Origin of the sequence: Pseudomonas guariconensis (genome assembly GCF_015680235.1) — a bacterium.
In the GTDB taxonomy this organism is placed as follows: Bacteria; Pseudomonadota; Gammaproteobacteria; order Pseudomonadales; family Pseudomonadaceae; genus Aquipseudomonas; species Aquipseudomonas guariconensis_A.
The window spans coordinates 147,279-167,116 of record NZ_JADLJL010000004.1 but is presented as its reverse complement, the minus strand read 5'-3'; the positions used below and the strand labels follow the sequence as shown (position 1 = coordinate 167,116).

The following is a 19,838-nucleotide window of genomic DNA, read 5'->3' as shown; positions in this document are numbered from 1 at the left end:
CCGCGAAAGGGTCGCCAAGCGACCCCAGCATTCCAGCAGTGCTGCAAACTTGCTGGGGCTGCTGTGCAGCCCTTTCGCGGCACAAGGCCGCTCCTACAGGGGAGCCAATCCCGCCTCTAGCGAGGCGGTGCGATCAGAAGTCCTTGCACAGGCGCAAGGCGTCGTAGATCGCCGCGTGGACGTTACGCTGGGCCACGCAGTCGCCGATGCGATACAGCAGGTAGCCTTCGCCCGGCTGGCTGAGGATCGGCTGCGGCTTGATGGCGAACAGCGCCTCGACGTCGATCTGGCCCTTGTTGCGCGAACCATCCTTCAGTGCGTAGTACAGCGCCTCGTCAGGACGCACGCCGTTTTCGATCACGACTTGGTCGACCACGCGCTCTTCCTTGGCACCGGTGTATTCGTTCTCCAGCACTGCTACCAGCTTGTCGCCCTCGCGGTAGACCTTTTCCAGCATCATGTCGCCGGTCATGATCACCTCTTTCGGGTAGACGCTACGGTAGTAGGTCGGGAAGGAGGTACCGCCCATGGCCACACCCGGCTTGATATCGTCGGTGACGATCTCGACCTGGGCGCCTTTGTCGGCCAGGAAGTCCGCGGCCGACATGCCGGTGAATTCGCAGATGGTGTCGTACACCAGTACGTTCTTGCCCGGTGCGACCTTGCCGTCGAGCACGTCCCAGCTGCTGACCACCAACCCTTCGGCGGCGCCCCAGTGCTCGTTCTGCTCGACGAACGGGTGACCGCCCACCGCCAGCACCACGACATCCGGGCGCAGGTCCATGATGGTCTCGGCATCGGCAGCGGTGCCCAGGCGCAGGTCGACCTTCAGGCGTGCCAGCTCCAGCTGGTACCAGCGGGTGATACCGGCGATCTGGTCGCGCTGCGGTGCCTTGGAGGCCGTGGTGATCTGCCCACCGATCTGGTCTTTCTTCTCGAACAGGGTCACGTCGTGACCACGCTCGGCGGCGACGCGGGCCGCTTCCATGCCGGCGGGGCCGGCACCGACCACCACCACCTTGCGCTTAGGCCCGGTGGTCTTCTCGATGATATGCGGCACGCCCATGTATTCACGGGAGGTCGCGGCGTTCTGGATGCACAGTACGTCCAGGCCTTGGTACTGGCGGTCGATGCAGTAGTTGGCACCGACGCACTGCTTGATCTGGTCGACCTGGCCCATCTTGATCTTGGCGATCAGGTGCGGGTCGGCAATGTGCGCGCGGGTCATGCCGACCATGTCGACGTAGCCGCCTTCCAGGATACGGGTAGCCTGGTTCGGGTCCTTGATGTTCTGCGCGTGCAGCACCGGGACCTTGACCACTTCCTTGATGCCGGCCGCCAGGTGCAGGAACGGCTCCGGCGGGTAGCTCATGTTCGGGATGACGTTGGCCAGGGTGTTGTGGGTGTCGCAACCCGAACCGACCACGCCGATGAAGTCGAGCATGCCGGTGGCGTCGTAGTACGCGGCGATCTGCTTCATGTCCTCGTGGCTCAGGCCATCGGGGTGGAATTCGTCGCCACAGATACGCATGCCCACGCAGAAGTCGTCACCGACCTCGGCGCGCACGGCCTTGAGGACTTCCAGGCCGAACTTCATGCGGCCTTCGAAGGTACCGCCCCATTCGTCGGTACGCTTGTTGACGCGCGGGCTCCAGAACTGGTCGATCATGTGCTGGTGCACAGCCGACAGCTCGACGCCGTCCAGGCCGCCTTCCTTCGCCCGACGCGCGGCCTGGGCGTAGTTGCCGATCACACGCCAGATCTCCTCGACCTCGATGGTCTTGCAGGTCGCGCGGTGAACGGGTTCACGGATACCGGACGGCGACATCAGGGTCGGCCAGTTGAAGCCGTCCCAACGCGAGCGACGGCCCATGTGGGTAATCTGGATCATGATCTTGGCGCCATGCTTGTGCATGGCGTCGGCGAGGTTCTGGAAGTGCGGGATGATCCGGTCGGTCGACAGGTTCACCGACGACCACCACTCCTGCGGGCTGTCGATGGCGACCACGGACGAACCGCCGCAGATGGCCAGGCCGATGCCGCCCTTGGCCTTCTCCTCGTAGTACTTGACGTAACGCTCGGTGGTCATGCCGCCGTCGGTGGCGTAGACCTCGGCGTGCGCAGTGCTGAGCACGCGGTTGCGGATGGTCAGTTTGCCGATCTGGATCGGCTGGAACATTGCTTCGAATGCCATGTCGCTTACTCCGACTTACAACGGCTTGACGATGAACAGGCCGTCGTCGTGGCCTTCTTCCGAACCACCGTAGACCTGCTCGGCAACGGTACGGATGGAGCTGCCACGGGCGGCGAGGATCTGGTCCATGGCACCGGCGAACCAGCCAGTGAACATGTAGTCGACCTTGCGGCCGCACTTGCCATAGACGTAGACGAATGCAGAGTGCTTGAGCTTGACGCTGCAGGTGCCTTTGTCCAGGTCGATGTCCTGGATCTCGAACAGGCCCCAGCCGCGCTGCGACAGGCGCTTCATGTAGTGCTCGAACACCGCGACGCCTTCCAGGCCATGGCATTCGGCTTCTTTTTCGCACCAGTGCCAGGCGGACTTGTAGCCGGCCTTGTAGAGGATCTCGGCGTAGGCGTCAGCGCCCAGCACTTCCTCGATACCGATGTGGTTGTTGACGAAGAAGTGACGCGGCACGTACAGCATCGGCAGGGCGTCAGTGGTCCATACACCGGTCTCGGTATCGACTTCGATTGGCAATTGCGGGGCGATCTTGGCCATGGAAACTCAACTCCAGAAAAATTTTTGTTCGGTTGCCCCGGCATTGCTGGCCGGGGCCTTCAGGCTCGGAGTGCGGCTTATTCGCCCCACACATCCTTGAGGACGTTTACCCAGTTCTCGCCCATGATCTTGCGCACCACACGCTCGGAGTGGCCACGCTTGAGCAAGGTCTCGGTGAGGTTCGGGAATTCGCCGACAGTGCGGATCCCCAGCGGGTTGATGATCTTCCCGAAATTGGTCAGGCGACGGGCGTAACCCTTGTCATGGGTCAGGTACTCGAAGAAGTCCTGGCCGTGGCCCTGGGTGAAGTCGGTACCGATACCGATGGCGTCTTCACCGACGATGTTCATGGTGTACTCGATGGCCTCGGCGTAGTCGTCGATGGTCGAGTCGATGCCCTTGGCCAGGAACGGTGCGAACATGGTCACGCCGACGAAACCGCCGTGGTCGGCGATGAACTTCAGCTCTTCGTCCGACTTGTTGCGCGGGTGTTCCTTCAGGCCCGAAGGCAGGCAGTGGGAGTAGCAGACCGGCTTCTTCGATTCGAGGATGACTTCCTCGCTGGTCTTGGAACCGACGTGGGACAGGTCGCACATGATGCCGACACGGTTCATCTCGGCGACGATCTCGCGACCGAAGCCAGACAGGCCGCCGTCGCGCTCGTAGCAGCCGGTGCCTACCAGGTTCTGGGTGTTGTAGCACATCTGCACAATGCCCACGCCCAGCTGCTTGAACACTTCGACGTAGCCGATCTGGTCTTCGAACGCATGGGCGTTCTGGAAGCCGAACAGGATGCCGGTCTTGCCCAGCTCCTTGGCCTTGCGGATATCGGCAGTGGTGCGCACCGGCATGACCAGGTCGCTGTTCTCGCGGATCAGTTTCTGGCTGGAAGCGATGTTGTCGACGGTCGCCTTGAAGCCTTCCCAGACCGACACCGTGCAGTTGGCCGCGGTGAGGCCACCTTTGCGCATGTCCTCGAACAGTTCGCGGTTCCACTTGGCGATGATCAGACCGTCGATGACGATGCTGTCGGCGTGCAATTCGGCTGGGCTCATCAGGCTGTCCCCTTTTATTGAGTTTGCTCGCGCCAAACCTTGTGCCGGCGCTTTGGGGCCAGCATATGCCTGCGGCCCGAGGCGCCCCGGTGCAAAAACGACAGGGGGTTTGCCGAAAGCGTCAAAGGCCGACAAGGCGCCCTCTGGCGCGCCATACGGCGATGAGAGGCGGTCTCGACAACCGCCGTTTTCGGCTTCCATGAACTTTTCATCGAGGAGCTACCAAGCAGGCCGCGGCTGAGCGAGAATCCCGGCGATTCGACAGCCTGTTGAGGAGAAAACGGATGAAATCAATGGCATGGCTGGTCCTGGCGGCCGTGGCCTTCGGCGCCCAGGCCAACGAGGACGAAAGCACACCCTGCGACAATGTCGAAAACGACACGCAAGGCTATGCCTGTGCGGCCTACAACAAGCAGACCGCCGAACGGGAGCTCGCGGCGGCCTTCGATGATCTCATCCAGCGCGTTACCGACCAGTACCCGGACGAAAACGACAAGGTGCAACAACTGACCAGCCGCCTGGAGGCTGCCCAGCGCTTGTGGACGCAGTTGCGCGATGCCGATTGCAAGGTCGAGACCTTTGCCGAGAAGCCTGGCACAAAGGCGTTCGAGTCGGCCTGGAACACCTGCCTGGCACAGCGTAGCGATGAGCGGTCGGAGTATCTGCAGTCCATCGGCCAACAGTAGGGATGCGTTGCTTGTACCGGCCCTATCGCCGGCAAGCCGGCTCCCACAAGATCTGTGCTGTTATCGCAAGCGGTGATGCGACAGGGATCTGTGGAAGATCCCCCAGCCCTTCGGGCTGCGCTGCCGCGCAAAGAACAAATGGCTGGCGCCCATCCCCTGTGGGAGATCACCCAGCCCTTCCGGGCTGCGCTGTCGCGCAGAGAACAATGTACCTCTGTGGGAGCGGCGGTGCGGCGGTCCGACTTGCCCCGCGATCAAGGGCAAAGCCCTTGCCAGGCGACGGTGATATCGGGTCCAGCCTAATCGCGGGACAAGCCCGCTCCCACAAAGGACCTGCAAACTCAAATAGTTATGCGTTGTTCTATGAGAGCCGGCTTGCCGGCGATGGGTCTACAGGCAACACCCTCACACCGCCCTGGCCATCCGATCCTCCCGCGGGCAGCGCTCGAACCGCGCCCGGTAGCAGCGGGTGAAATACGACGCCGACTCGAAGCCGCAGGCGATGCTCACTTCCAGCACGCTCATGTCGGTCTGGCGTAACAGCTGCCGCGCCTTGTCCAGGCGCAGTCGCAAATAGAACCCACTGGGTGTGTCGTCCAGGTGCAGGCGGAACAGGCGCTCCAGCTGGCGTCGGGTGATCTGCACGCTATCGGCCAGCACCTCGGTATTGAGCGGCTGCTCGGTGTTGCGCTCCATCTCGCCGATTACCCGCACCAGCTTCTTGTTGCGAAGACCATAGCGGTTGGCGATCTCCATGCGCTGGTGGTCCTGTCGCGGACGGATACGTCCAAGCACGAACTGCTCCGACACCTGCACCGCCAGCTCGCTGCCATGGCCCTGGCCGATGAGGTCGAGCATCAGGTCGATGGACGCGGTCCCGCCAGCACAGGTGATGCGTCGGCGATCGATCTCGAACAGCTCCTGAGTCGCCTGCAATCTTGGGTAGCGCTCCTTGAACGCCTCCAGGGCTTCCCAATGCACGGTCGCCCGGTGGCCGTCGAGCAGGCCCGCCTCAGCCAGCACCATCGCACCGGTATCGATGCCGCCAAGTAACACGCCCTCATGATCCAGACGCCGCAGAGCCTGGTACAACGCCGTGCCATAGCAGGCCAGCGGGTCGAACCCTGCGACGATCAAGAGCATGCGCACCGCCTCCTCTTCCCCCAGTACTCCATCGGCATTCACCGACATGCCATTGCTGGCCTTCACCGCACCGCCATCCAGGCTCAGCACACGCCAGCGGTACAGCGGCCCGCGGAACCGGTTGGCCACGCGCAGGGGTTCCAGGGCGCTGATGAAGCCCATGGCCGAGAAACCCGGCAACAGGAGGAAATGAATGGTTTCCGGCATCGCATGCTCCACGGCAAAAGTGGTCGCCTCCGTGCAATTGTTGGTCGCCAGGGTGCGAATTTCCACCCTGCCACCAGCGTAGCGTGTTCTCACGGCCCGCAGAGGCCGGCCCCAATAACAATATGCACTGCCGTTGGAGAGCCACCATGCACAGCTTCATCCGCCGCAGCCTGTTTTCCCTTGCCCTGAGCAGCACCCTCGCAACTCCCCTCCTCGCCGCCGAACCCGCCGTGTGCAAAGACGTGCGCCTGGGCGTGGTCAACTGGACCGACGTCATCGCCACCAGCGCCATGGCCCAGGTCCTGCTCGACGGGCTGGGCTACCAGACCAAGCAGACCAGCGCCTCGCAGCAGATCATCTTCGCCGGTATCCGCGACAAGCGCCTGGACATGTTCCTGGGCTACTGGAACCCGATCATGACCCAGACCATCACGCCGTTCGTCCAGGCGGGGCAGGTCAAGGTCCTCGACAAACCCAGCCTGGAAGACGCCCGCGCCACCCTGGCGGTGCCCAAGTATCTGGCCGACAAGGGCCTGAAGAGCTTCGCCGACATCCATAAGTTCGAGAAGGAGCTGGGCGGCAAGATCTACGGCATCGAACCTGGCTCGGGCGCCAATACCCAGATCAAGGCGATGATCGCCAAGAACCAGTTCGGCCTGGGCAAGTTCCAACTGGTCGAGTCCAGCGAAGCGGGCATGCTCGCCGCTGTCGACCGCGCCGTGCGGCGCAAGCAGGCCGTGGTGTTCTTCGGCTGGGCGCCACACCCGATGAACGTCAACCTCGACATGGTCTATCTGAGCGGCAGCCAGGACGCCCTGGGCCCTGACGAAGGCCGCGCCACGGTATGGACCGTCACCGCGCCTGACTATGCCCAGCGTTGCCCCAATGCCCACCGCCTGCTGGCCAACTTGAGTTTCAGCGCCGAGGACGAGAGCCGCATGATGCAGCCGCTGCTCGACCACAAGGACCCGCTGGAATCTGCCCGCCAGTGGCTCAAGGACCACCCCGAGGACAAGGCCCGCTGGCTCGAAGGAGTGACCACCTTCGATGGCAAGCCCGCCGCCGAGAACATCAAGCTCACCGCCAACTGAAAGGTCTTCATCGCCGGCAAGCCGGCTCCCACAGAAACAGTGCTCACCAGGGTTGACCACGAACCCTGCGGGAGCCGGCTTGCCGGCGATAGGGCCAACACGGACAACAAAGGAACCCCACCATGAACCATGACGTCATCATCACCTGCGCCCTGACCGGAGCCGGCGACACCGTAGCCAAGAGCCACCTGGTCCCAGTTACCCCGAAACAGATCGCCGAGTCCGCCATCGAAGCCGCCAAGGCCGGGGCCACCGTGGTCCACTGCCATGTCCGCGACCCGCAAACCGGCCGTTTCAGCCGCGATGTGGCGCTCTACCGCGAAGTCATGGAGCGCATCCGCGAATCTGACGTCGACGTGATCGTCAACCTCACCGCCGGCATGGGCGGCGACCTGGAGATCGGCGCGGGCGAGACACCCATGGAGTTCGGCCCAGGCACCGACCTGATCGGCCCACTGGAGCGCCTGGCCCACGTCGAAGCACTGCTGCCGGAAATCTGCACCCTGGACTGCGGCACGCTCAACTTCGGCGACGGCAATGCCATCTACGTCTCCACTCCCAGCCAACTGCGCGCCGGCGCCAAGCGCATCACCGAACTGGGCGTGAAGGCCGAGCTGGAAATCTTCGACACCGGCCACCTGTGGTTCGCCAAGCAGATGATGAAGGAAGGCCTGCTGGATGACCCGCTGTTCCAGCTGTGCCTGGGCATCCCGTGGGGTGCACCGGCCGACACCACCACCATGAAGGCCATGGTCGACAACCTGCCTGCTGGCGTCACCTGGGCCGGCTTCGGCATCGGTCGCATGCAGATGCCCATGGCAGCCCAGGCCGTACTGCTGGGCGGCAACGTGCGCGTCGGCCTGGAAGACAACCTGTACTTGGACCGTGGCGTGCTGGCCAGCAACGGCCAATTGGTCGAGCGCGCGGTGGAGATCATCACCCGCCTTGGCGCTCGCGTACTGACCCCGGCCGAAGGCCGCGAAAAAATGAACCTCAAGCGCCGCTGAAGCCATCTGGAGAATCGTCATGTCTTTCATCACCGAGATCAAGACCTTCGCCGCCCTCGGTAGCGGCGTGATCGGCAGCGGCTGGGTCGCCCGCGCCCTGGCCCACGGCCTGGACGTCATCGCCTGGGACCCGGCCCCAGGCGCCGAGCAGGCCTTGCGCAAGCGTATCGCCAATGCCTGGCCAGCCTTGGAAAAGCAAGGCCTGGCGCCAGGCGCCGCACAGGACCGCCTGCGTTTCGTGGCCACCATCGAGGAGTGCGTGCGTGACGCCGATTTCATCCAGGAAAGCGCTCCCGAGCGCCTGGACCTGAAGCTCGACCTGCACGCCAAGATCAGCGCCGCGGCCAAGCCGAACGCGATCATCGGCTCCAGCACCTCGGGCCTGCTGCCCAGCGAGTTCTACGAGTCGGCCACCCACCCCGAGCGCTGTGTGGTGGGCCACCCGTTCAACCCGGTGTACCTGTTGCCGTTGGTGGAGATCGTCGGCGGCCAGAACACCGCGCCCGAAGCCATCGAAGCCGCCAAGACCATCTACACCGCCCTGGGCATGCGCCCATTGCACGTGCGCAAGGAAGTCCCGGGCTTCATCGCCGACCGCCTGCTCGAAGCCCTTTGGCGCGAAGCCCTGCACCTGGTCAACGACGGCGTGGCCAGCACCGGCGAAATCGACGATGCGATCCGCTTCGGCGCCGGCCTGCGCTGGTCGTTCATGGGCACCTTCCTGACCTACACCCTGGCCGGTGGCGACGCCGGCATGCGCCACTTCATGGCCCAATTCGGCCCAGCGTTGAAACTGCCCTGGACCTACCTGCCGGCACCGGAGCTCACCGACAAGCTGATCGATGACGTGGTCGAAGGCACCGCCGAGCAACTGGGCGAGCGCAGCATCGCCGCGTTGGAGCGCTACCGTGACGACACCCTGCTGGCGGTGCTGGACGCCGTGAAGAACAGCAAGGCACGCCACGGCATGGCCTTCGGCGACTGAGGAGATGACCATGCCTGCACTGATCACCTACCGCACCCCAGTCCAGGAGGACTGGGTCGACTACAACGGACACCTGCGCGATGCCTATTACCTGCTGATCTTCAGCTTCGCCACCGATGCGCTGATGGAGCGCATCGGCCTGGATGCGGATAGCCGCGGGCAGAGCGGCAATTCGCTGTTCACCCTTGAGGCGCACATCAACTATCTGCACGAAGTGAAGCTTGGCACCGAGGTGTGGGTGCAGACGCAGATCATCGGTTTCGATAAAAAACGCCTGCACCTGTACCACAGCCTGCACCGCGCAAGCTTCGACGAAGCCCTGGCGGCGAGCGAGCAGATGCTGCTGCACGTGGACCTGGCAGGGCCGAAGTCGGCGCCGTTCAGCGAGCTCAGCGCGGGGCTGCTGCAGGAGTTGGTGGCGGAGCAACAGGACCTGCCAGCTGCGGAATTCGTCGGGCGGGTGATGCGGCTGCCGGGCTGATCCCAGCCATCTTCGGGGCTGCTGCGCAGCGGCCCTGAAAGCATGAACGACAGGCAAAAAATAACCCCGGAAAGCCGTGAGCATCCGGGGCCAAGAGCGAGCAAACATCCACTTTAACGAGTGAGGGTGACCAAGCCCTCCGTACCGTGAATGAGTTCAGTTTGCTGACTTCCCCCAGGGTGGATTTAGCCGGGAACGACCTGTTCTTAGCCAAAGCGGCCATGGCGACATTCTGCCCTTGCGGGCGTGTCGCCATGAACACAGAATCGGTCGTAAATCACAGCGGCAAACAAGGACAAGAAACCATGATGCATGCGGATTTGATTGACCAGGACGACCTGCTGGGCCACCTGCGCGCCCTGGGCTTCGAGATGCCGGCAGGCGCCACGGCCGAGCAGGCTTGCGAGGCGGTGGTACGAGGCCTGACCGAGCCCAATGCGCGGGCCCTCAAGGGTATGGTCGAACAGATGTACACCAGCAGCGCCACCATCCTCCCGGCCGTGCGCCAGGCCATCGAAAAGCAATTGCTGCCGGCATTGGCCCAGTTCAACAAGCGCACCTGACCTACCTTTTTCCAGCGAATACAAAAACCCTGTGAGAGCGGGCTTGTCCCGCGATTGCGTCAGTAGCAACAACAGTGCTGTTACTGCAGGCGCAATCGCGGGACAAGCCCGCTCCCACAGGGGTTATGCGTTTGCTTCAGAGCCTTACGCTGGCGAACGTCGACTCGTTGCGCGCCTGGCTCAGCGAAGCCATCGGGCCGCTGTGCGGGGTCAGGGCCATTGCCTGCGGGATCGGCATCATCGCCACCTGCTGCGCGGTGTTGGAACCTACGCGCTCGTCACGCGGCGGAATGCCGAAGTATTCGCGGTAGCACTTGGAGAAGTGCGGCGTGGAGACAAAGCCACACACCGAGGCCACCTCGATGATCGACATGGGCGTCTGCTTGAGCAGCTGGCGCGCGCGGATCAGGCGCAGCTTCAGGTAATAGCGCGACGGTGAGCAGTGCAAGTACTTCTGGAACAACCGCTCCAGCTGACGACGCGACACCGACACGTAAACGGCCAGTTCGTCCAGGTCGATCGGCTCTTCCAGGTTGGCCTCCATCAGCGCCACGATCTCCTGCAGCTTCGGCTGGTTGGTGCCGAGCATGTGCTTGAGCGGCACACGTTGGTGGTCCTGCTCGTTGCGGATACGCTCGTAGACGAACATTTCGGAGATCGCCGCCGACAGTTCGCGACCGTGGTCGCGGCTGATCAGGTGCAGCATCATGTCCAGCGGCGCGGTGCCGCCGGAGCTGGTGAAACGGTTGCGGTCGAGGGTGAACAGGCGCGTGCTCATGTTGACCCGCGGGAAGGCCTCCTGCATGGCCGCCAGGCACTCCCAGTGCACGCTGCAATCGAAGCCATCGAGCAGGCCGGCACAGGCCAGCGCCCAGCTGCCGGTGCACACCGCACCCAGGCGGCGCGACTGACGGGCCTGGGCCTGCAGCCAGGTGACATGTTCACGGGTGACGGAACGCTGAATGCCCACACCGCCGCAGACGATCACCGTGTCCATGGGCGGTGCATTTTGAATCGCCGCATCCGGGGTGATTTGCAGGCCATCGCTGGCCCAGACCTGGCCGCCATCGACGGTCAGGGTATGCCAGCGGTACAGCTCGCGACCGGACAGCTGGTTGGCCATGCGCAGCGGCTCGACGGCGGACGCGAGGGAAATGAGAGTGAAGTTATCCAGCAGGAGAAACCCGATGGACTGGGGGGCGGTGCGGTTCTGGGCCGGATTCCCGGAGGTGTAGGTCGTCATCGCGGATTTCTCCTCGCACAATGCAGGGTGTGCCTCAGGCAGGCACTGTTTCTTGTCATGGCCCCAGTTCGAATGCAGGGGCTTTGCCAACTTCAACGCAAACGCCGTGCCTGAAATTGAACGGCTATTCAAAAAAACCCAAAAACGACGTCGCGCTGCACGGTTTTCGGGTGTTCTCTCAGGTCCGGTGAATGAACGCAAACAGGCAAGCCAGCGCCTTTACCTGTAACGGTTGAGCAATTCGGTAGCACTTGTGGGAAGGATGCCCAGAAGCGACAGACTTAAGTGTCACCGACAATGCCCTTTCGCGTAACGACACGCGACGATCGGTAGGGGAAACGCCCGGTGCGCCAACATGCGGCATACCGGGCAAAAACGGGTGAAAATGGCGCATCAGCACTCGATGGCGCTGACCGCAAGACCGCCGCGGGATGTTTCCTTGTACTTGTCGTGCATGTCGGCGCCGGTGTCACGCATGGTGCGGATCACCTGGTCGAGAGAGATGAAGTGCTCGCCATCGCCACGCAGGGCCATTTGCACCGCGTTGATCGCCTTCACCGCGGCAATGGCGTTGCGCTCGATGCATGGCACCTGGACCAGGCCACCGACCGGGTCGCAGGTCAGGCCCAAGTTGTGCTCAAGGGCGATCTCGGCGGCGTTTTCCACCTGTGGCGGGGTAGCGCCCAGCACTTCGGCAAGGCCGGCAGCCGCCATGGCGCAGGCCGAACCGACTTCACCCTGGCAGCCGACCTCGGCACCGGAAATGGACGCGTTCTTCTTGCACAGGATGCCGACCGCGGCCGCGCTGAGGAAGAAGTCCACAACGTTGGATTCGTCCACCACATCCGAGAAGCGCATGTAGTAGTGCAGCACTGCCGGGATGATACCGGCGGCACCATTGGTAGGCGCGGTGACCATGCGCCCGCCAGCGGCGTTCTCTTCGTTGACCGCCAGGGCGAACAGGTTCACCCACTCCATGGCGCTCATGGTCGAACCAATCACGTTGGGTTTGCCCAGCTCCTGCAGGCTGCGATGCAGCTTGGCGGCGCGGCGGCGAACATTCAGCCCGCCAGGCAGCGTGCCTTCATACTTGAGGCCGTTGTTCACGCATTCCTGCATAGCGTCCCAGAGCTTGAGCAGGCCGGCACGGATTTCTTCCTCGCTGCGCCAGGCTTTCTCGTTCGCCATCATCAATTGCGACACGCGCAGGTCGTTTTGCTTGCACAGCTGCAGCAGTTCGGCTGCGCTGTTGAAGTCGTACGGCAGCACGGTCTGGTCAGCGTCAAGCACGCCGCTGGCGGCCTGGGCGGCGTCGACGACGAAGCCGCCACCGACCGAGTAGTAGGTATCGCGGTGCAGTTCGCCCTGCGCGCCTTCGGCGATCAGGGTCATGGCGTTGGGGTGGTAGGGCAGGTTCTCGTCCAGCAGCAGCATGTCGCGCGCCCAGACGAACTCGACCGGCAAGCGGCCATCGAGCTGCAAGGTATTGGTTTCACGCAGCTCGGCGATACGCGGGGCGATCACCGTGGGGTCGATGGCGTCGGGCCATTCGCCCATCAGGCCCATGACCGTGGCGTTATCGGTACCGTGGCCGACGCCGGTGGCCGACAGCGAGCCATACAGCCGCACTTCCACTCGCCGCACCTGCTCCAGCTCGCCTCGTTCACGCAGACCCTGGACGAACAGGGCGCCAGCACGCATGGGGCCAACGGTGTGGGAGCTGGAAGGCCCGACACCGATCTTGAACAGGTCGAACACGCTGATGGCCATTGTCGAATCACCTCTTGATGGGCTTGTCTGCCCGCGGCATATGGCGGGATGAGCAACTGCTAGGCTAATGACGCGGGTTGCCGCGAATGCACGCATCATCGGGCTTTTGACCCACCCCCCGCCGTCTGCAACCGACGTACTTTTGTCCAGCAACGCCGCCCTGTCCGGGTCACATGACCGCCGTTTTCAGAGGCCCTGGCGACGCAAAAACACCCGGCGGTGGGTGGAAAAATCCATATGCGACCTTGCCCTTACTGGATGCGACCCGTCCTGTACTGGTTACGACCCCACCAGTAGGCGATTGCCGAACGCTGGGGGATTATCGAAAGCGACTCGTAATACACGGCCTCGCAACCTGCCCTCTGCAGGCCTGGTCGACCGGAGCCTAGAGAAAGCCCGGCGCCCCGCGAGAAACCCGAAGAAAAAATCACAGGAGTCCACCCATGAAAGGTTCACCCTCGCTCTTGCTGGCCGCGATGCTCGCAACCCCCCTACTGGCTCAGGCCGTGGAGCCCGAGCAATGCCAGACGGTGCGGTTCTCGGATGTCGGCTGGACCGACATCACCGTGACCACCGCCGTCACCAGCGTTGTCCTCGAAGCTTTGGGCTACAAGACCCACACCAACATGATCTCGGTGCCGGTGACCTACAAGTCGCTGGCCGCCGGCAAGGACCTGGACGTGTTCCTCGGCAACTGGATGCCGACCATGGAGAACGACATCAAGCAGTACCGTGACGCCGGGACGGTCGAGACGGTGCGCGCCAACCTGGAAAACGCCAAGTACACCCTGGCGGTCCCCCAGGCGCTGTACGACAAGGGCCTGAAGGATTTCGCCGACATTCCCAAGTTCAAGAAGGAGCTGGGCGGCAAGATCTACGGCATCGAGCCTGGCAACGATGGCAACCGCACCATCCAGAGCATGATCGACAAGAACGCCTTCGGCCTGAAGGACGCCGGCTTCAAGCTGGTCCAGTCCAGCGAGGCGGGCATGCTGTCGCAGGTGGACCGTTCGCAAAAACGCGGCGAGGCGGTGGTGTTCCTGGGCTGGGAACCGCACCCGATGAACAAGCGTTTCAAGATGCAGTACCTGTCCGGTGGGGATGATTTCTTCGGCCCCGAGTTCGGCAAGGCGACCGTGCTGACCAATACCCGCAAGGGCTACACGCAGGAATGCAGCAACGTTGGCCAGTTGCTGAAGAACCTGTCGTTCACCCTCGACATGGAAAGCACCCTCATGGGTAACGTCCTGGACGACAAGATGAAGCCAGAGGCTGCCGCCAAGGCGTGGCTGAAGAACAACCCGCAAGTGCTCGACACCTGGCTGGCCGGGGTGACGACCGTGGATGGCAAACCGGGGCTGGAGGCGGCCAAGGCCAAACTGACGCAATAAACAAGGATGCAGTAGCAATTGGCACTACCTCGGGGCGGGCTCGCCTGCCCCGGACTGATTTCAATCTTTGCAGGTGGAAGCTCGCTATCATGCTTATCGATCAGAAAATACCGCTGGGGCAGTACATCGCCTCCTTCGTCGAATGGCTGACCCAGAACGGCGCCAACTATTTCGATGCCATCGCCCAGGGCCTCGAATTCATGATCAGCGGAGTTACCAGCTCCCTGACCTGGTTCAACCCCTACGTCCTCATCGCCCTGTTCGCCGCCCTGGCGCACTTCATCCAGCGCAAATGGGCGCTGACCGTTTTCGTCGCCCTGTCCTTTTTGCTCATCTTTAACTTGGGCTACTGGCAGGAAACCATGGAAACCCTGGCGCAGGTGACCTTCGCCACGGTGGTCTGCGTGGCCATCGGCGTGCCGCTGGGCATCGTCGCTGCGCACAAGCCGATGTTCTATACCGCCATGCGCCCGGTCCTGGACCTGATGCAGACGGTCCCAACCTTCGTCTACCTGATCCCGACCCTGACCCTGTTCGGCCTGGGCGTGGTCCCGGGGCTGATCTCCACGGTGGTGTTCGCCATCGCCGCGCCCATCCGCCTTACCTACCTGGGTATCTGCGACGTGCCGCAGGAGCTGCTCGACGCCGGCAAGGCCTTCGGCTGCTCGCGCCGCCAGCTGCTGACCCGCATCGAACTGCCGCACGCGATGCCGAGCATCGCCGCCGGCGTCACCCAATGCATCATGCTGTCGCTGTCGATGGTCGTGATCGCCGCCCTGGTGGGCGCCGACGGCCTGGGCAAACCGGTGGTCAACGCACTGAACACCGCCGATATCGCCCTCGGCTTCGAGGCGGGCCTGGCGATCGTGCTGCTGGCGATCATGCTGGACCGTATCTGCAAGCAACCGGAGCTGCCGGCACGAGGTGAGCAATGAGCATCATTCGTTTCGAAGACGTTGACGTCATCTTCTCCAACAAGCCGCGCGAAGCGCTGTCGCTGCTCGACCAAGGCCAGACCCGCGAGCAGATCCTCAAGAAGACCGGCCTGGTGGTGGGCGTCGAAAAAGCCAACCTGGATATCAATAAAGGCGAGATCTGCGTGCTCATGGGCCTGTCCGGCTCGGGCAAGTCCAGCCTGCTGCGCTGCATCAACGGCCTGAACACCGTCAGCCGTGGCAAGCTGTTCGTCGAGCATGAAGGCAAGCACATCGACATCGCCCACTGCACCCCGGCAGAACTGAAGATGATGCGCACCAAGCGCATCGCCATGGTGTTCCAGAAATTCGCCCTGATGCCGTGGCTGACGGTGCGCGAGAACATCAGCTTCGGCCTGGAAATGCAGGGCCGCCCCGAGAAGGAGCGGCGCAAGCTGGTGGACGAGAAGCTCGAGCTGGTGGGCCTGACCCAGTGGCGCAACAAGAAGCCCGACGAGCTCTCCGGTGGCATGCAGCAGCGCGTGGGCCTGGCCCGTGCGCTGGCGATGGACGCCGACATCCTGCTGATGGACGAACCGTTCTCGGCCCTCGACCCGCTGATCCGTCAGGGCCTGCAGGATGAACTGCTGGAGCTGCAGCGCAAGCTGCATAAGACCATCGTGTTCGTCAGCCACGACCTGGACGAAGCCCTCAAGCTGGGTAGCCGCATCGCCATCATGAAAGATGGCCGGATCATCCAGTACAGCAAGCCCGAGGAAATCGTCCTCAACCCGGCTGACGAGTATGTGCGCACCTTCGTCGCCCACACCAACCCGCTCAACGTCCTGTGCGGCCGCAGCCTGATGCGCAGCCTGGACAACTGCAAGCGGGTCAATGGCTCGGTATGCCTGGACCCAAGCGGCGATTCCTGGCTGGACCTGGGCGAAGGTGGCTCGATCAAGCGCGCTCGCCAGGGCCAGAACGGCCTGGACCTGCAGAACTGGGCGCCGGGGCAGGATGTGGAGACCCTGGGACGCAGGCCGACCCTGGTCAACGCCGACATCGGCATGCGCGATGCCTTGCAGATTCGCTACCACACCGGTAACAAGCTGGTGTTGCAGGAGAACGATAAGGTGGTGGGGATTCTGGGCGACAGCGAGCTGTATCACGCGTTGCTGGGCAAGAACCACGGGTAATGAAATGGGGCCGCGCTGCGGCCCTATCGCGGCACAAGGCCGCTCCCACAAGGATGGTGCAATACCTGCCTTGTGGGAGCGGCCTTGTGCCGCGATAGGGCTGCAAAGCCCCCCCAATCAATGGCTCAGCGCACGACGATCCCACGCGAAGCCATGTAGGCCTTCGCCTCTGGCACCGTGTACTCACCGAAGTGGAAGATGCTGGCCGCAAGCACCGCACTGGCATGCCCTTCCAGGATCCCGTCGGCCAGGTGTTGCAGGTTGCCCACGCCGCCGGACGCGATCACAGGGATCCCCAGCGCATCGCTGATGGCCCGGGTGACACCCAGGTCGAAACCGCTCTTCATGCCGTCCTGGTCCATGCTGGTCAGCAGGATCTCGCCGGCACCCAGGCCTTCCATCTTCTTCGCCCACTCCACCGCGTCCAGCCCAGTCGGCTTGCGCCCGCCATGGGTGAAGATCTCCCAGCGCGGCGTTTCGCCAGGGCCCGAGACCTTCTTGGCGTCGATGGCGACGACGATGCACTGCGAACCGAAACGGTCGGCGGCCTCGCCCACGAATTCCGGGTTGAACACTGCGGCGGTATTGATCGACACCTTGTCGGCACCGGCGTTGAGCAGGTTGCGGATGTCCTGCACGGTACGCACGCCCCCACCAACGGTCAGCGGGATGAACACCTGGCTGGCCATGCGCTCGACGGTGTGCAGGGTGGTGTCACGGCCGTCGACGCTGGCGGTGATGTCGAGGAAGGTGATCTCGTCGGCCCCCTGCTCATCGTAGCGGCGGGCGATCTCCACCGGGTCGCCGGCATCGCGGATGTTCTCGAACTTGACGCCCTTGACCACCCGGCCGTTGTCCACGTCCAGGCAAGGGATGATGCGCTTGGCCAGTGCCATTTATCGTTCCTCAGCCTTGGTAGTTGTCGCAGAAGGCCTGGGCCTCGGCGACATCCAGGGTGCCTTCATAGATGGCGCGGCCGGTGATGGCGCCGATGATGCCGGGAGCCTTGGCGTCCAGCAGGGCCTTGATATCGCCCAGGTTGTGGATGCCGCCCGAGGCGATCACCGGGATCGAGGTGGCTTCGGCCAGGGCCTTGGTGAAGGGCACGTTGCAGCCCTGCATCATGCCGTCCTTGGCGATGTCGGTGTAGACGATCGCCGAGACGCCGTCGGCCTCGAAGCGCTTGGCCAGGTCGATGACCTGCACCGAGCTGACCTCGGCCCAGCCGTCGGTGGCGACGAAGCCGTCCTTGGCATCCAGGCCGACGATGACCTTGCCGGGGAAGGCCTTGCACGCCTCGGCCACGAACTCAGGCTGCTTGACCGCCTTGGTGCCGATGATCACGTAGCTCACGCCAGCCTTGACGTAGTGCTCGATGGTTTCCAGCGAACGGATGCCACCACCGATCTGGATCGGCAGGTTCGGGTAGCGCTTGGCGATGGCGGTGACCACTTCACCGTTGACCGGCTGGCCTTCGAAGGCGCCGTTCAGGTCGACCAGGTGCAAGCGACGGCAGCCACCTTCGACCCACTTGGCGGCCATGCTCACCGGGTCGTCGGAAAATACCGTGGAGTCGTCCATGCGGCCTTGGCGCAGGCGTACGCAGGCACCGTCCTTGAGATCGATAGCGGGGATAATCAGCATCTTGGGAACCTGTCTAATCAGTGGAATTCAGGGCTTCTCGAATGCCCACAGGTCGCTCTCGATGCTCTCGAACCGCTCCTTGAGGTGCAGCTGAACATCGGCAATCGCCCTGTTGTAGTAATGAGGTGCAATTTCCTTGCTGAACAGCTCGAGGACCTCGGCCACCTCGAACGACCCCAGCGCCAGCTCGAAGCGGTCTTCGAGAAAACGCTTGAGCGTGTCGAGTGCCTCGCGCTCCTGTTCCGGGGCCAGGGTGATGACCGGGGCCTTGGTCCGCGACCTGCTCATTTACCAGCGCCCGTCCCAGGCGACGAAGTTCTGCAGCAGCTGCAGGCCATGGGTATGGCTCTTCTCTGGGTGGAACTGCACGGCAAAGCGCGAGCCGTCGGCCAGCGCGGCGGCGAAATCGACGCCATAGTGGCCGCGACCGACCACCTGGCTCGCCTTGCCGGCTTCGATGAAGTAGCTGTGCACGAAATAGAAGCGCGCGCGGTCGGGGATGTCATGCCACAGCGGGTGGTCATTGACCTGGCTGACTTCATTCCAGCCCATGTGCGGCACCTTCAGGTGCTCGCCATCCTCTTGCAGGCTCTTGCCGAAGAAACGTACCTGGCCGGGGAATAGGCCGATGCAATCGACGCCGTCGTTTTCCTCACTGCGGTCGAGCAGCGCTTGCATGCCCACGCAGATGCCGAGGAACGGGCGGTCCTGGCTGACCTCACGCACCAGGCTGTCGAAGCCCAGGCGGCGGATTTCGGCCATGCAGTCGCGAATCGCGCCAACACCGGGAAACACCACGCGGTCGGCCTCGCGGATCACGTTAGCGTCGCTGGTGACCAGCACCTTCCCGGCCCCTACGTGCTCGAGGGCCTTGGCCACCGAGTGCAGGTTGCCCATGCCATAGTCGATTACCGCAACCGTCTGCATTACAGGCATCCCTTGGTGGAAGGCATCTGCCCGGCCATGCGCTCGTCCAGCTCGACGGCCATGCGCAGGGCGCGGCCGAAGGCCTTGAAGACGGTTTCGATCTGGTGGTGGGTGTTGTGGCCACGCAGGTTGTCGATGTGCAAGGTCACCAGGGCGTGGTTGACGAAGCCCTGGAAGAATTCCTGGAACAGGTCGACATCGAAGCCCCCCACGCTGGCGCGGGTGTAGGGCACGTGCATCTGCAAGCCCGGGCGGCCGGAGAAATCGATCACCACTCGCGACAGGGCTTCGTCCAGCGGCACGTAGGAATGGCCGTAGCGGCGGATGCCTTTCTTGTCACCGATGGCCTGGGCGAATGCCTGGCCCAGGGTGATGCCGACGTCTTCGACGGTATGGTGGTCGTCGATATGCAGGTCACCCTTGCACTCGATGTCCAGATCGATCAGCCCATGCCGGGCGATCTGGTCGAGCATGTGTTCAAGGAAAGGCACACCGATATCGAATCGGGCCTTGCCACTGCCATCGAGGTTGATCGAGGCTTTTACCTGGGTTTCCAGGGTATTGCGCTCGACGGAAGCCTTACGTTCGACCATCACCAGCTCCGCAAAATCATTGGGCGAAAAGGCTGCCATTATAGGCCTAGAACGCGCCCGCTTGGAACGCGGATGACATATGGCAATGTCGCATATCTGTAATTTTTCTGTTTGCTCCGCGAGGCGACCGGCCAACGCCGGACTTGTGGGAGCCAACTGTCTTGAGTGGCTTGCCCCGGTCCTATCGCTGGCAAGCCAGCTC

The 19,838-nt window shown here is 63.1% G+C and carries 20 protein-coding genes; 9 read left to right on the top strand and 11 right to left on the bottom strand.

Going from position 1 to position 19,838, the window contains the following annotated elements; all coding sequences use genetic code 11:
* Positions 1-133: 133 nt before the first annotated feature.
* The 3 genes from dgcA to IRZ56_RS05205 all read right to left on the bottom strand — a co-directional run bounded on the left by dgcA (position 134) and on the right by IRZ56_RS05205 (position 3,795).
* A complete protein-coding gene (dgcA, locus tag IRZ56_RS05215) occupies positions 134-2,194 on the bottom strand; it encodes a dimethylglycine demethylation protein DgcA (RefSeq protein ID WP_196143943.1) in 2,061 nt (686 codons plus the stop codon).
* A gap of 15 nt (positions 2,195-2,209) precedes the next feature.
* Positions 2,210-2,740 carry a DUF5943 domain-containing protein gene (locus tag IRZ56_RS05210; RefSeq protein WP_043211077.1) on the bottom strand — a complete coding sequence of 177 codons (531 nt, stop codon included), beginning with the start codon at positions 2,738-2,740 and terminating at the stop codon, positions 2,210-2,212.
* 77 nt (positions 2,741-2,817) lie between these two features.
* The gene (locus tag IRZ56_RS05205; RefSeq protein ID WP_084856366.1) at positions 2,818-3,795 is read right to left on the bottom strand and encodes a dipeptidase; all 978 of its coding nucleotides are present in this window, start codon (positions 3,793-3,795) and stop codon (positions 2,818-2,820) included.
* 284 nt (positions 3,796-4,079) lie between these two features.
* Here IRZ56_RS05205 and IRZ56_RS05200 point away from each other — a divergent pair, with 284 nt between their 5' ends.
* On the top strand, positions 4,080-4,481 hold the full coding sequence (locus IRZ56_RS05200; RefSeq protein WP_196143942.1) for a lysozyme inhibitor LprI family protein: 402 nt from the start codon (positions 4,080-4,082) through the stop codon (positions 4,479-4,481).
* 405 nt (positions 4,482-4,886) lie between these two features.
* Here the strand turns inward: IRZ56_RS05200 and IRZ56_RS05195 are convergent, their stop codons facing one another.
* Positions 4,887-5,831, bottom strand: coding sequence for a GlxA family transcriptional regulator (locus IRZ56_RS05195; RefSeq protein ID WP_196144016.1), 945 nt, complete (start codon positions 5,829-5,831; stop codon positions 4,887-4,889).
* Between the two features lie 146 nt (positions 5,832-5,977).
* On the opposite strand from IRZ56_RS05195, the gene IRZ56_RS05190 reads away from it, so the two are divergent.
* The 5 genes from IRZ56_RS05190 (at position 5,978) to IRZ56_RS05170 (ending at position 9,958) form a co-directional block, all read left to right on the top strand.
* The gene (locus tag IRZ56_RS05190) at positions 5,978-6,922 is read left to right on the top strand and encodes a choline ABC transporter substrate-binding protein (protein ID WP_196143941.1); all 945 of its coding nucleotides are present in this window, start codon (positions 5,978-5,980) and stop codon (positions 6,920-6,922) included.
* 122 nt (positions 6,923-7,044) lie between these two features.
* Positions 7,045-7,929 carry a 3-keto-5-aminohexanoate cleavage protein gene (locus IRZ56_RS05185; protein ID WP_196143940.1) on the top strand — a complete coding sequence of 295 codons (885 nt, stop codon included), beginning with the start codon at positions 7,045-7,047 and terminating at the stop codon, positions 7,927-7,929.
* A 19-nt stretch (positions 7,930-7,948) separates the two neighbouring features.
* Positions 7,949-8,914 (top strand): L-carnitine dehydrogenase, encoded by a 966-nt coding sequence (locus IRZ56_RS05180; protein WP_196143939.1) that lies wholly within the window; start codon positions 7,949-7,951, stop codon positions 8,912-8,914.
* A gap of 10 nt (positions 8,915-8,924) precedes the next feature.
* Positions 8,925-9,395 carry a thioesterase family protein gene (locus tag IRZ56_RS05175; protein WP_196143938.1) on the top strand — a complete coding sequence of 157 codons (471 nt, stop codon included), beginning with the start codon at positions 8,925-8,927 and terminating at the stop codon, positions 9,393-9,395.
* Between the two features lie 305 nt (positions 9,396-9,700).
* Positions 9,701-9,958: a hypothetical protein gene (locus tag IRZ56_RS05170; RefSeq protein WP_196143937.1), complete on the top strand. Its 258-nt coding sequence runs from the start codon at positions 9,701-9,703 to the stop codon at positions 9,956-9,958.
* A 136-nt stretch (positions 9,959-10,094) separates the two neighbouring features.
* Here IRZ56_RS05170 and IRZ56_RS05165 read toward each other — a convergent pair whose 3' ends face one another.
* On the bottom strand, positions 10,095-11,201 hold the full coding sequence (locus IRZ56_RS05165) for a GlxA family transcriptional regulator (protein WP_196143936.1): 1,107 nt from the start codon (positions 11,199-11,201) through the stop codon (positions 10,095-10,097).
* Positions 11,202-11,594: 393 nt separating this feature from the next.
* Positions 11,595-12,971 carry an L-serine ammonia-lyase gene (locus IRZ56_RS05160; RefSeq protein WP_196143935.1) on the bottom strand — a complete coding sequence of 459 codons (1,377 nt, stop codon included), beginning with the start codon at positions 12,969-12,971 and terminating at the stop codon, positions 11,595-11,597.
* A gap of 443 nt (positions 12,972-13,414) precedes the next feature.
* On the opposite strand from IRZ56_RS05160, the gene IRZ56_RS05155 reads away from it, so the two are divergent.
* The 3 genes from IRZ56_RS05155 (at position 13,415) to choV (ending at position 16,472) form a co-directional block, all read left to right on the top strand.
* On the top strand, positions 13,415-14,362 hold the full coding sequence (locus IRZ56_RS05155) for a choline ABC transporter substrate-binding protein (protein WP_196143934.1): 948 nt from the start codon (positions 13,415-13,417) through the stop codon (positions 14,360-14,362).
* 86 nt (positions 14,363-14,448) lie between these two features.
* On the top strand, positions 14,449-15,297 hold the full coding sequence (choW, locus tag IRZ56_RS05150; RefSeq protein WP_196144015.1) for a choline ABC transporter permease subunit: 849 nt from the start codon (positions 14,449-14,451) through the stop codon (positions 15,295-15,297).
* On the top strand, positions 15,294-16,472 hold the full coding sequence (gene choV / locus IRZ56_RS05145) for a choline ABC transporter ATP-binding protein (RefSeq protein WP_196143933.1): 1,179 nt from the start codon (positions 15,294-15,296) through the stop codon (positions 16,470-16,472). The genes choW and choV overlap by 4 nt, the downstream gene beginning before the upstream one ends.
* 125 nt (positions 16,473-16,597) lie before the next feature.
* On the opposite strand, the gene hisF is transcribed toward choV, so the two are convergent.
* From hisF to hisB, 5 genes are read right to left on the bottom strand one after another with little or no spacing between them, the layout of a single operon-like run.
* The gene (gene hisF, locus IRZ56_RS05140; RefSeq protein ID WP_084856393.1) at positions 16,598-17,368 is read right to left on the bottom strand and encodes an imidazole glycerol phosphate synthase subunit HisF; all 771 of its coding nucleotides are present in this window, start codon (positions 17,366-17,368) and stop codon (positions 16,598-16,600) included.
* Between the two features lie 10 nt (positions 17,369-17,378).
* Entirely contained in the window at positions 17,379-18,116 is a 738-nt protein-coding gene (hisA, locus tag IRZ56_RS05135) for a 1-(5-phosphoribosyl)-5-[(5-phosphoribosylamino)methylideneamino]imidazole-4-carboxamide isomerase (protein WP_084856396.1), read from the bottom strand.
* Between the two features lie 27 nt (positions 18,117-18,143).
* Positions 18,144-18,404, bottom strand: a complete 261-nt coding sequence (locus IRZ56_RS05130) for a DUF2164 domain-containing protein (protein WP_196143932.1) — start codon at positions 18,402-18,404, stop codon at positions 18,144-18,146.
* Positions 18,405-19,043, bottom strand: a complete 639-nt coding sequence (gene hisH, locus IRZ56_RS05125) for an imidazole glycerol phosphate synthase subunit HisH (RefSeq protein WP_196143931.1) — start codon at positions 19,041-19,043, stop codon at positions 18,405-18,407. It lies immediately after the preceding gene.
* A complete protein-coding gene (hisB, locus tag IRZ56_RS05120; protein WP_084856616.1) occupies positions 19,043-19,636 on the bottom strand; it encodes an imidazoleglycerol-phosphate dehydratase HisB in 594 nt (197 codons plus the stop codon). Before hisB ends, hisH begins: the two co-directional genes overlap by 1 nt.
* Positions 19,637-19,838 lie beyond the last annotated feature (202 nt).

Excerpts from the sequence above, each read along its gene's own strand:
- dgcA (WP_196143943.1), bottom strand. The coding sequence starts at position 2,194 with ATGGCATTCGAAGCAATGTTCCAGCCGATCCAGATCGGCAAACTGACC.
- IRZ56_RS05210 (WP_043211077.1), bottom strand. The coding sequence starts at position 2,740 with ATGGCCAAGATCGCCCCGCAATTGCCAATCGAAGTCGATACCGAGACC.
- IRZ56_RS05205 (WP_084856366.1), bottom strand. The coding sequence starts at position 3,795 with ATGAGCCCAGCCGAATTGCACGCCGACAGCATCGTCATCGACGGTCTG.
- IRZ56_RS05200 (WP_196143942.1), top strand. The coding sequence starts at position 4,080 with ATGAAATCAATGGCATGGCTGGTCCTGGCGGCCGTGGCCTTCGGCGCC.
- IRZ56_RS05195 (WP_196144016.1), bottom strand. The coding sequence starts at position 5,831 with ATGCCGGAAACCATTCATTTCCTCCTGTTGCCGGGTTTCTCGGCCATG.
- IRZ56_RS05190 (WP_196143941.1), top strand. The coding sequence starts at position 5,978 with ATGCACAGCTTCATCCGCCGCAGCCTGTTTTCCCTTGCCCTGAGCAGC.
- IRZ56_RS05185 (WP_196143940.1), top strand. The coding sequence starts at position 7,045 with ATGAACCATGACGTCATCATCACCTGCGCCCTGACCGGAGCCGGCGAC.
- IRZ56_RS05180 (WP_196143939.1), top strand. The coding sequence starts at position 7,949 with ATGTCTTTCATCACCGAGATCAAGACCTTCGCCGCCCTCGGTAGCGGC.
- IRZ56_RS05175 (WP_196143938.1), top strand. The coding sequence starts at position 8,925 with ATGCCTGCACTGATCACCTACCGCACCCCAGTCCAGGAGGACTGGGTC.
- IRZ56_RS05170 (WP_196143937.1), top strand. The coding sequence starts at position 9,701 with ATGATGCATGCGGATTTGATTGACCAGGACGACCTGCTGGGCCACCTG.
- IRZ56_RS05165 (WP_196143936.1), bottom strand. The coding sequence starts at position 11,201 with ATGACGACCTACACCTCCGGGAATCCGGCCCAGAACCGCACCGCCCCC.
- IRZ56_RS05160 (WP_196143935.1), bottom strand. The coding sequence starts at position 12,971 with ATGGCCATCAGCGTGTTCGACCTGTTCAAGATCGGTGTCGGGCCTTCC.
- IRZ56_RS05155 (WP_196143934.1), top strand. The coding sequence starts at position 13,415 with ATGAAAGGTTCACCCTCGCTCTTGCTGGCCGCGATGCTCGCAACCCCC.
- choV (WP_196143933.1), top strand. The coding sequence starts at position 15,294 with ATGAGCATCATTCGTTTCGAAGACGTTGACGTCATCTTCTCCAACAAG.
- hisF (WP_084856393.1), bottom strand. The coding sequence starts at position 17,368 with ATGGCACTGGCCAAGCGCATCATCCCTTGCCTGGACGTGGACAACGGC.
- hisA (WP_084856396.1), bottom strand. The coding sequence starts at position 18,116 with ATGCTGATTATCCCCGCTATCGATCTCAAGGACGGTGCCTGCGTACGC.
- IRZ56_RS05130 (WP_196143932.1), bottom strand. The coding sequence starts at position 18,404 with ATGAGCAGGTCGCGGACCAAGGCCCCGGTCATCACCCTGGCCCCGGAA.
- hisH (WP_196143931.1), bottom strand. The coding sequence starts at position 19,043 with ATGCAGACGGTTGCGGTAATCGACTATGGCATGGGCAACCTGCACTCG.
- hisB (WP_084856616.1), bottom strand. The coding sequence starts at position 19,636 with ATGGTCGAACGTAAGGCTTCCGTCGAGCGCAATACCCTGGAAACCCAG.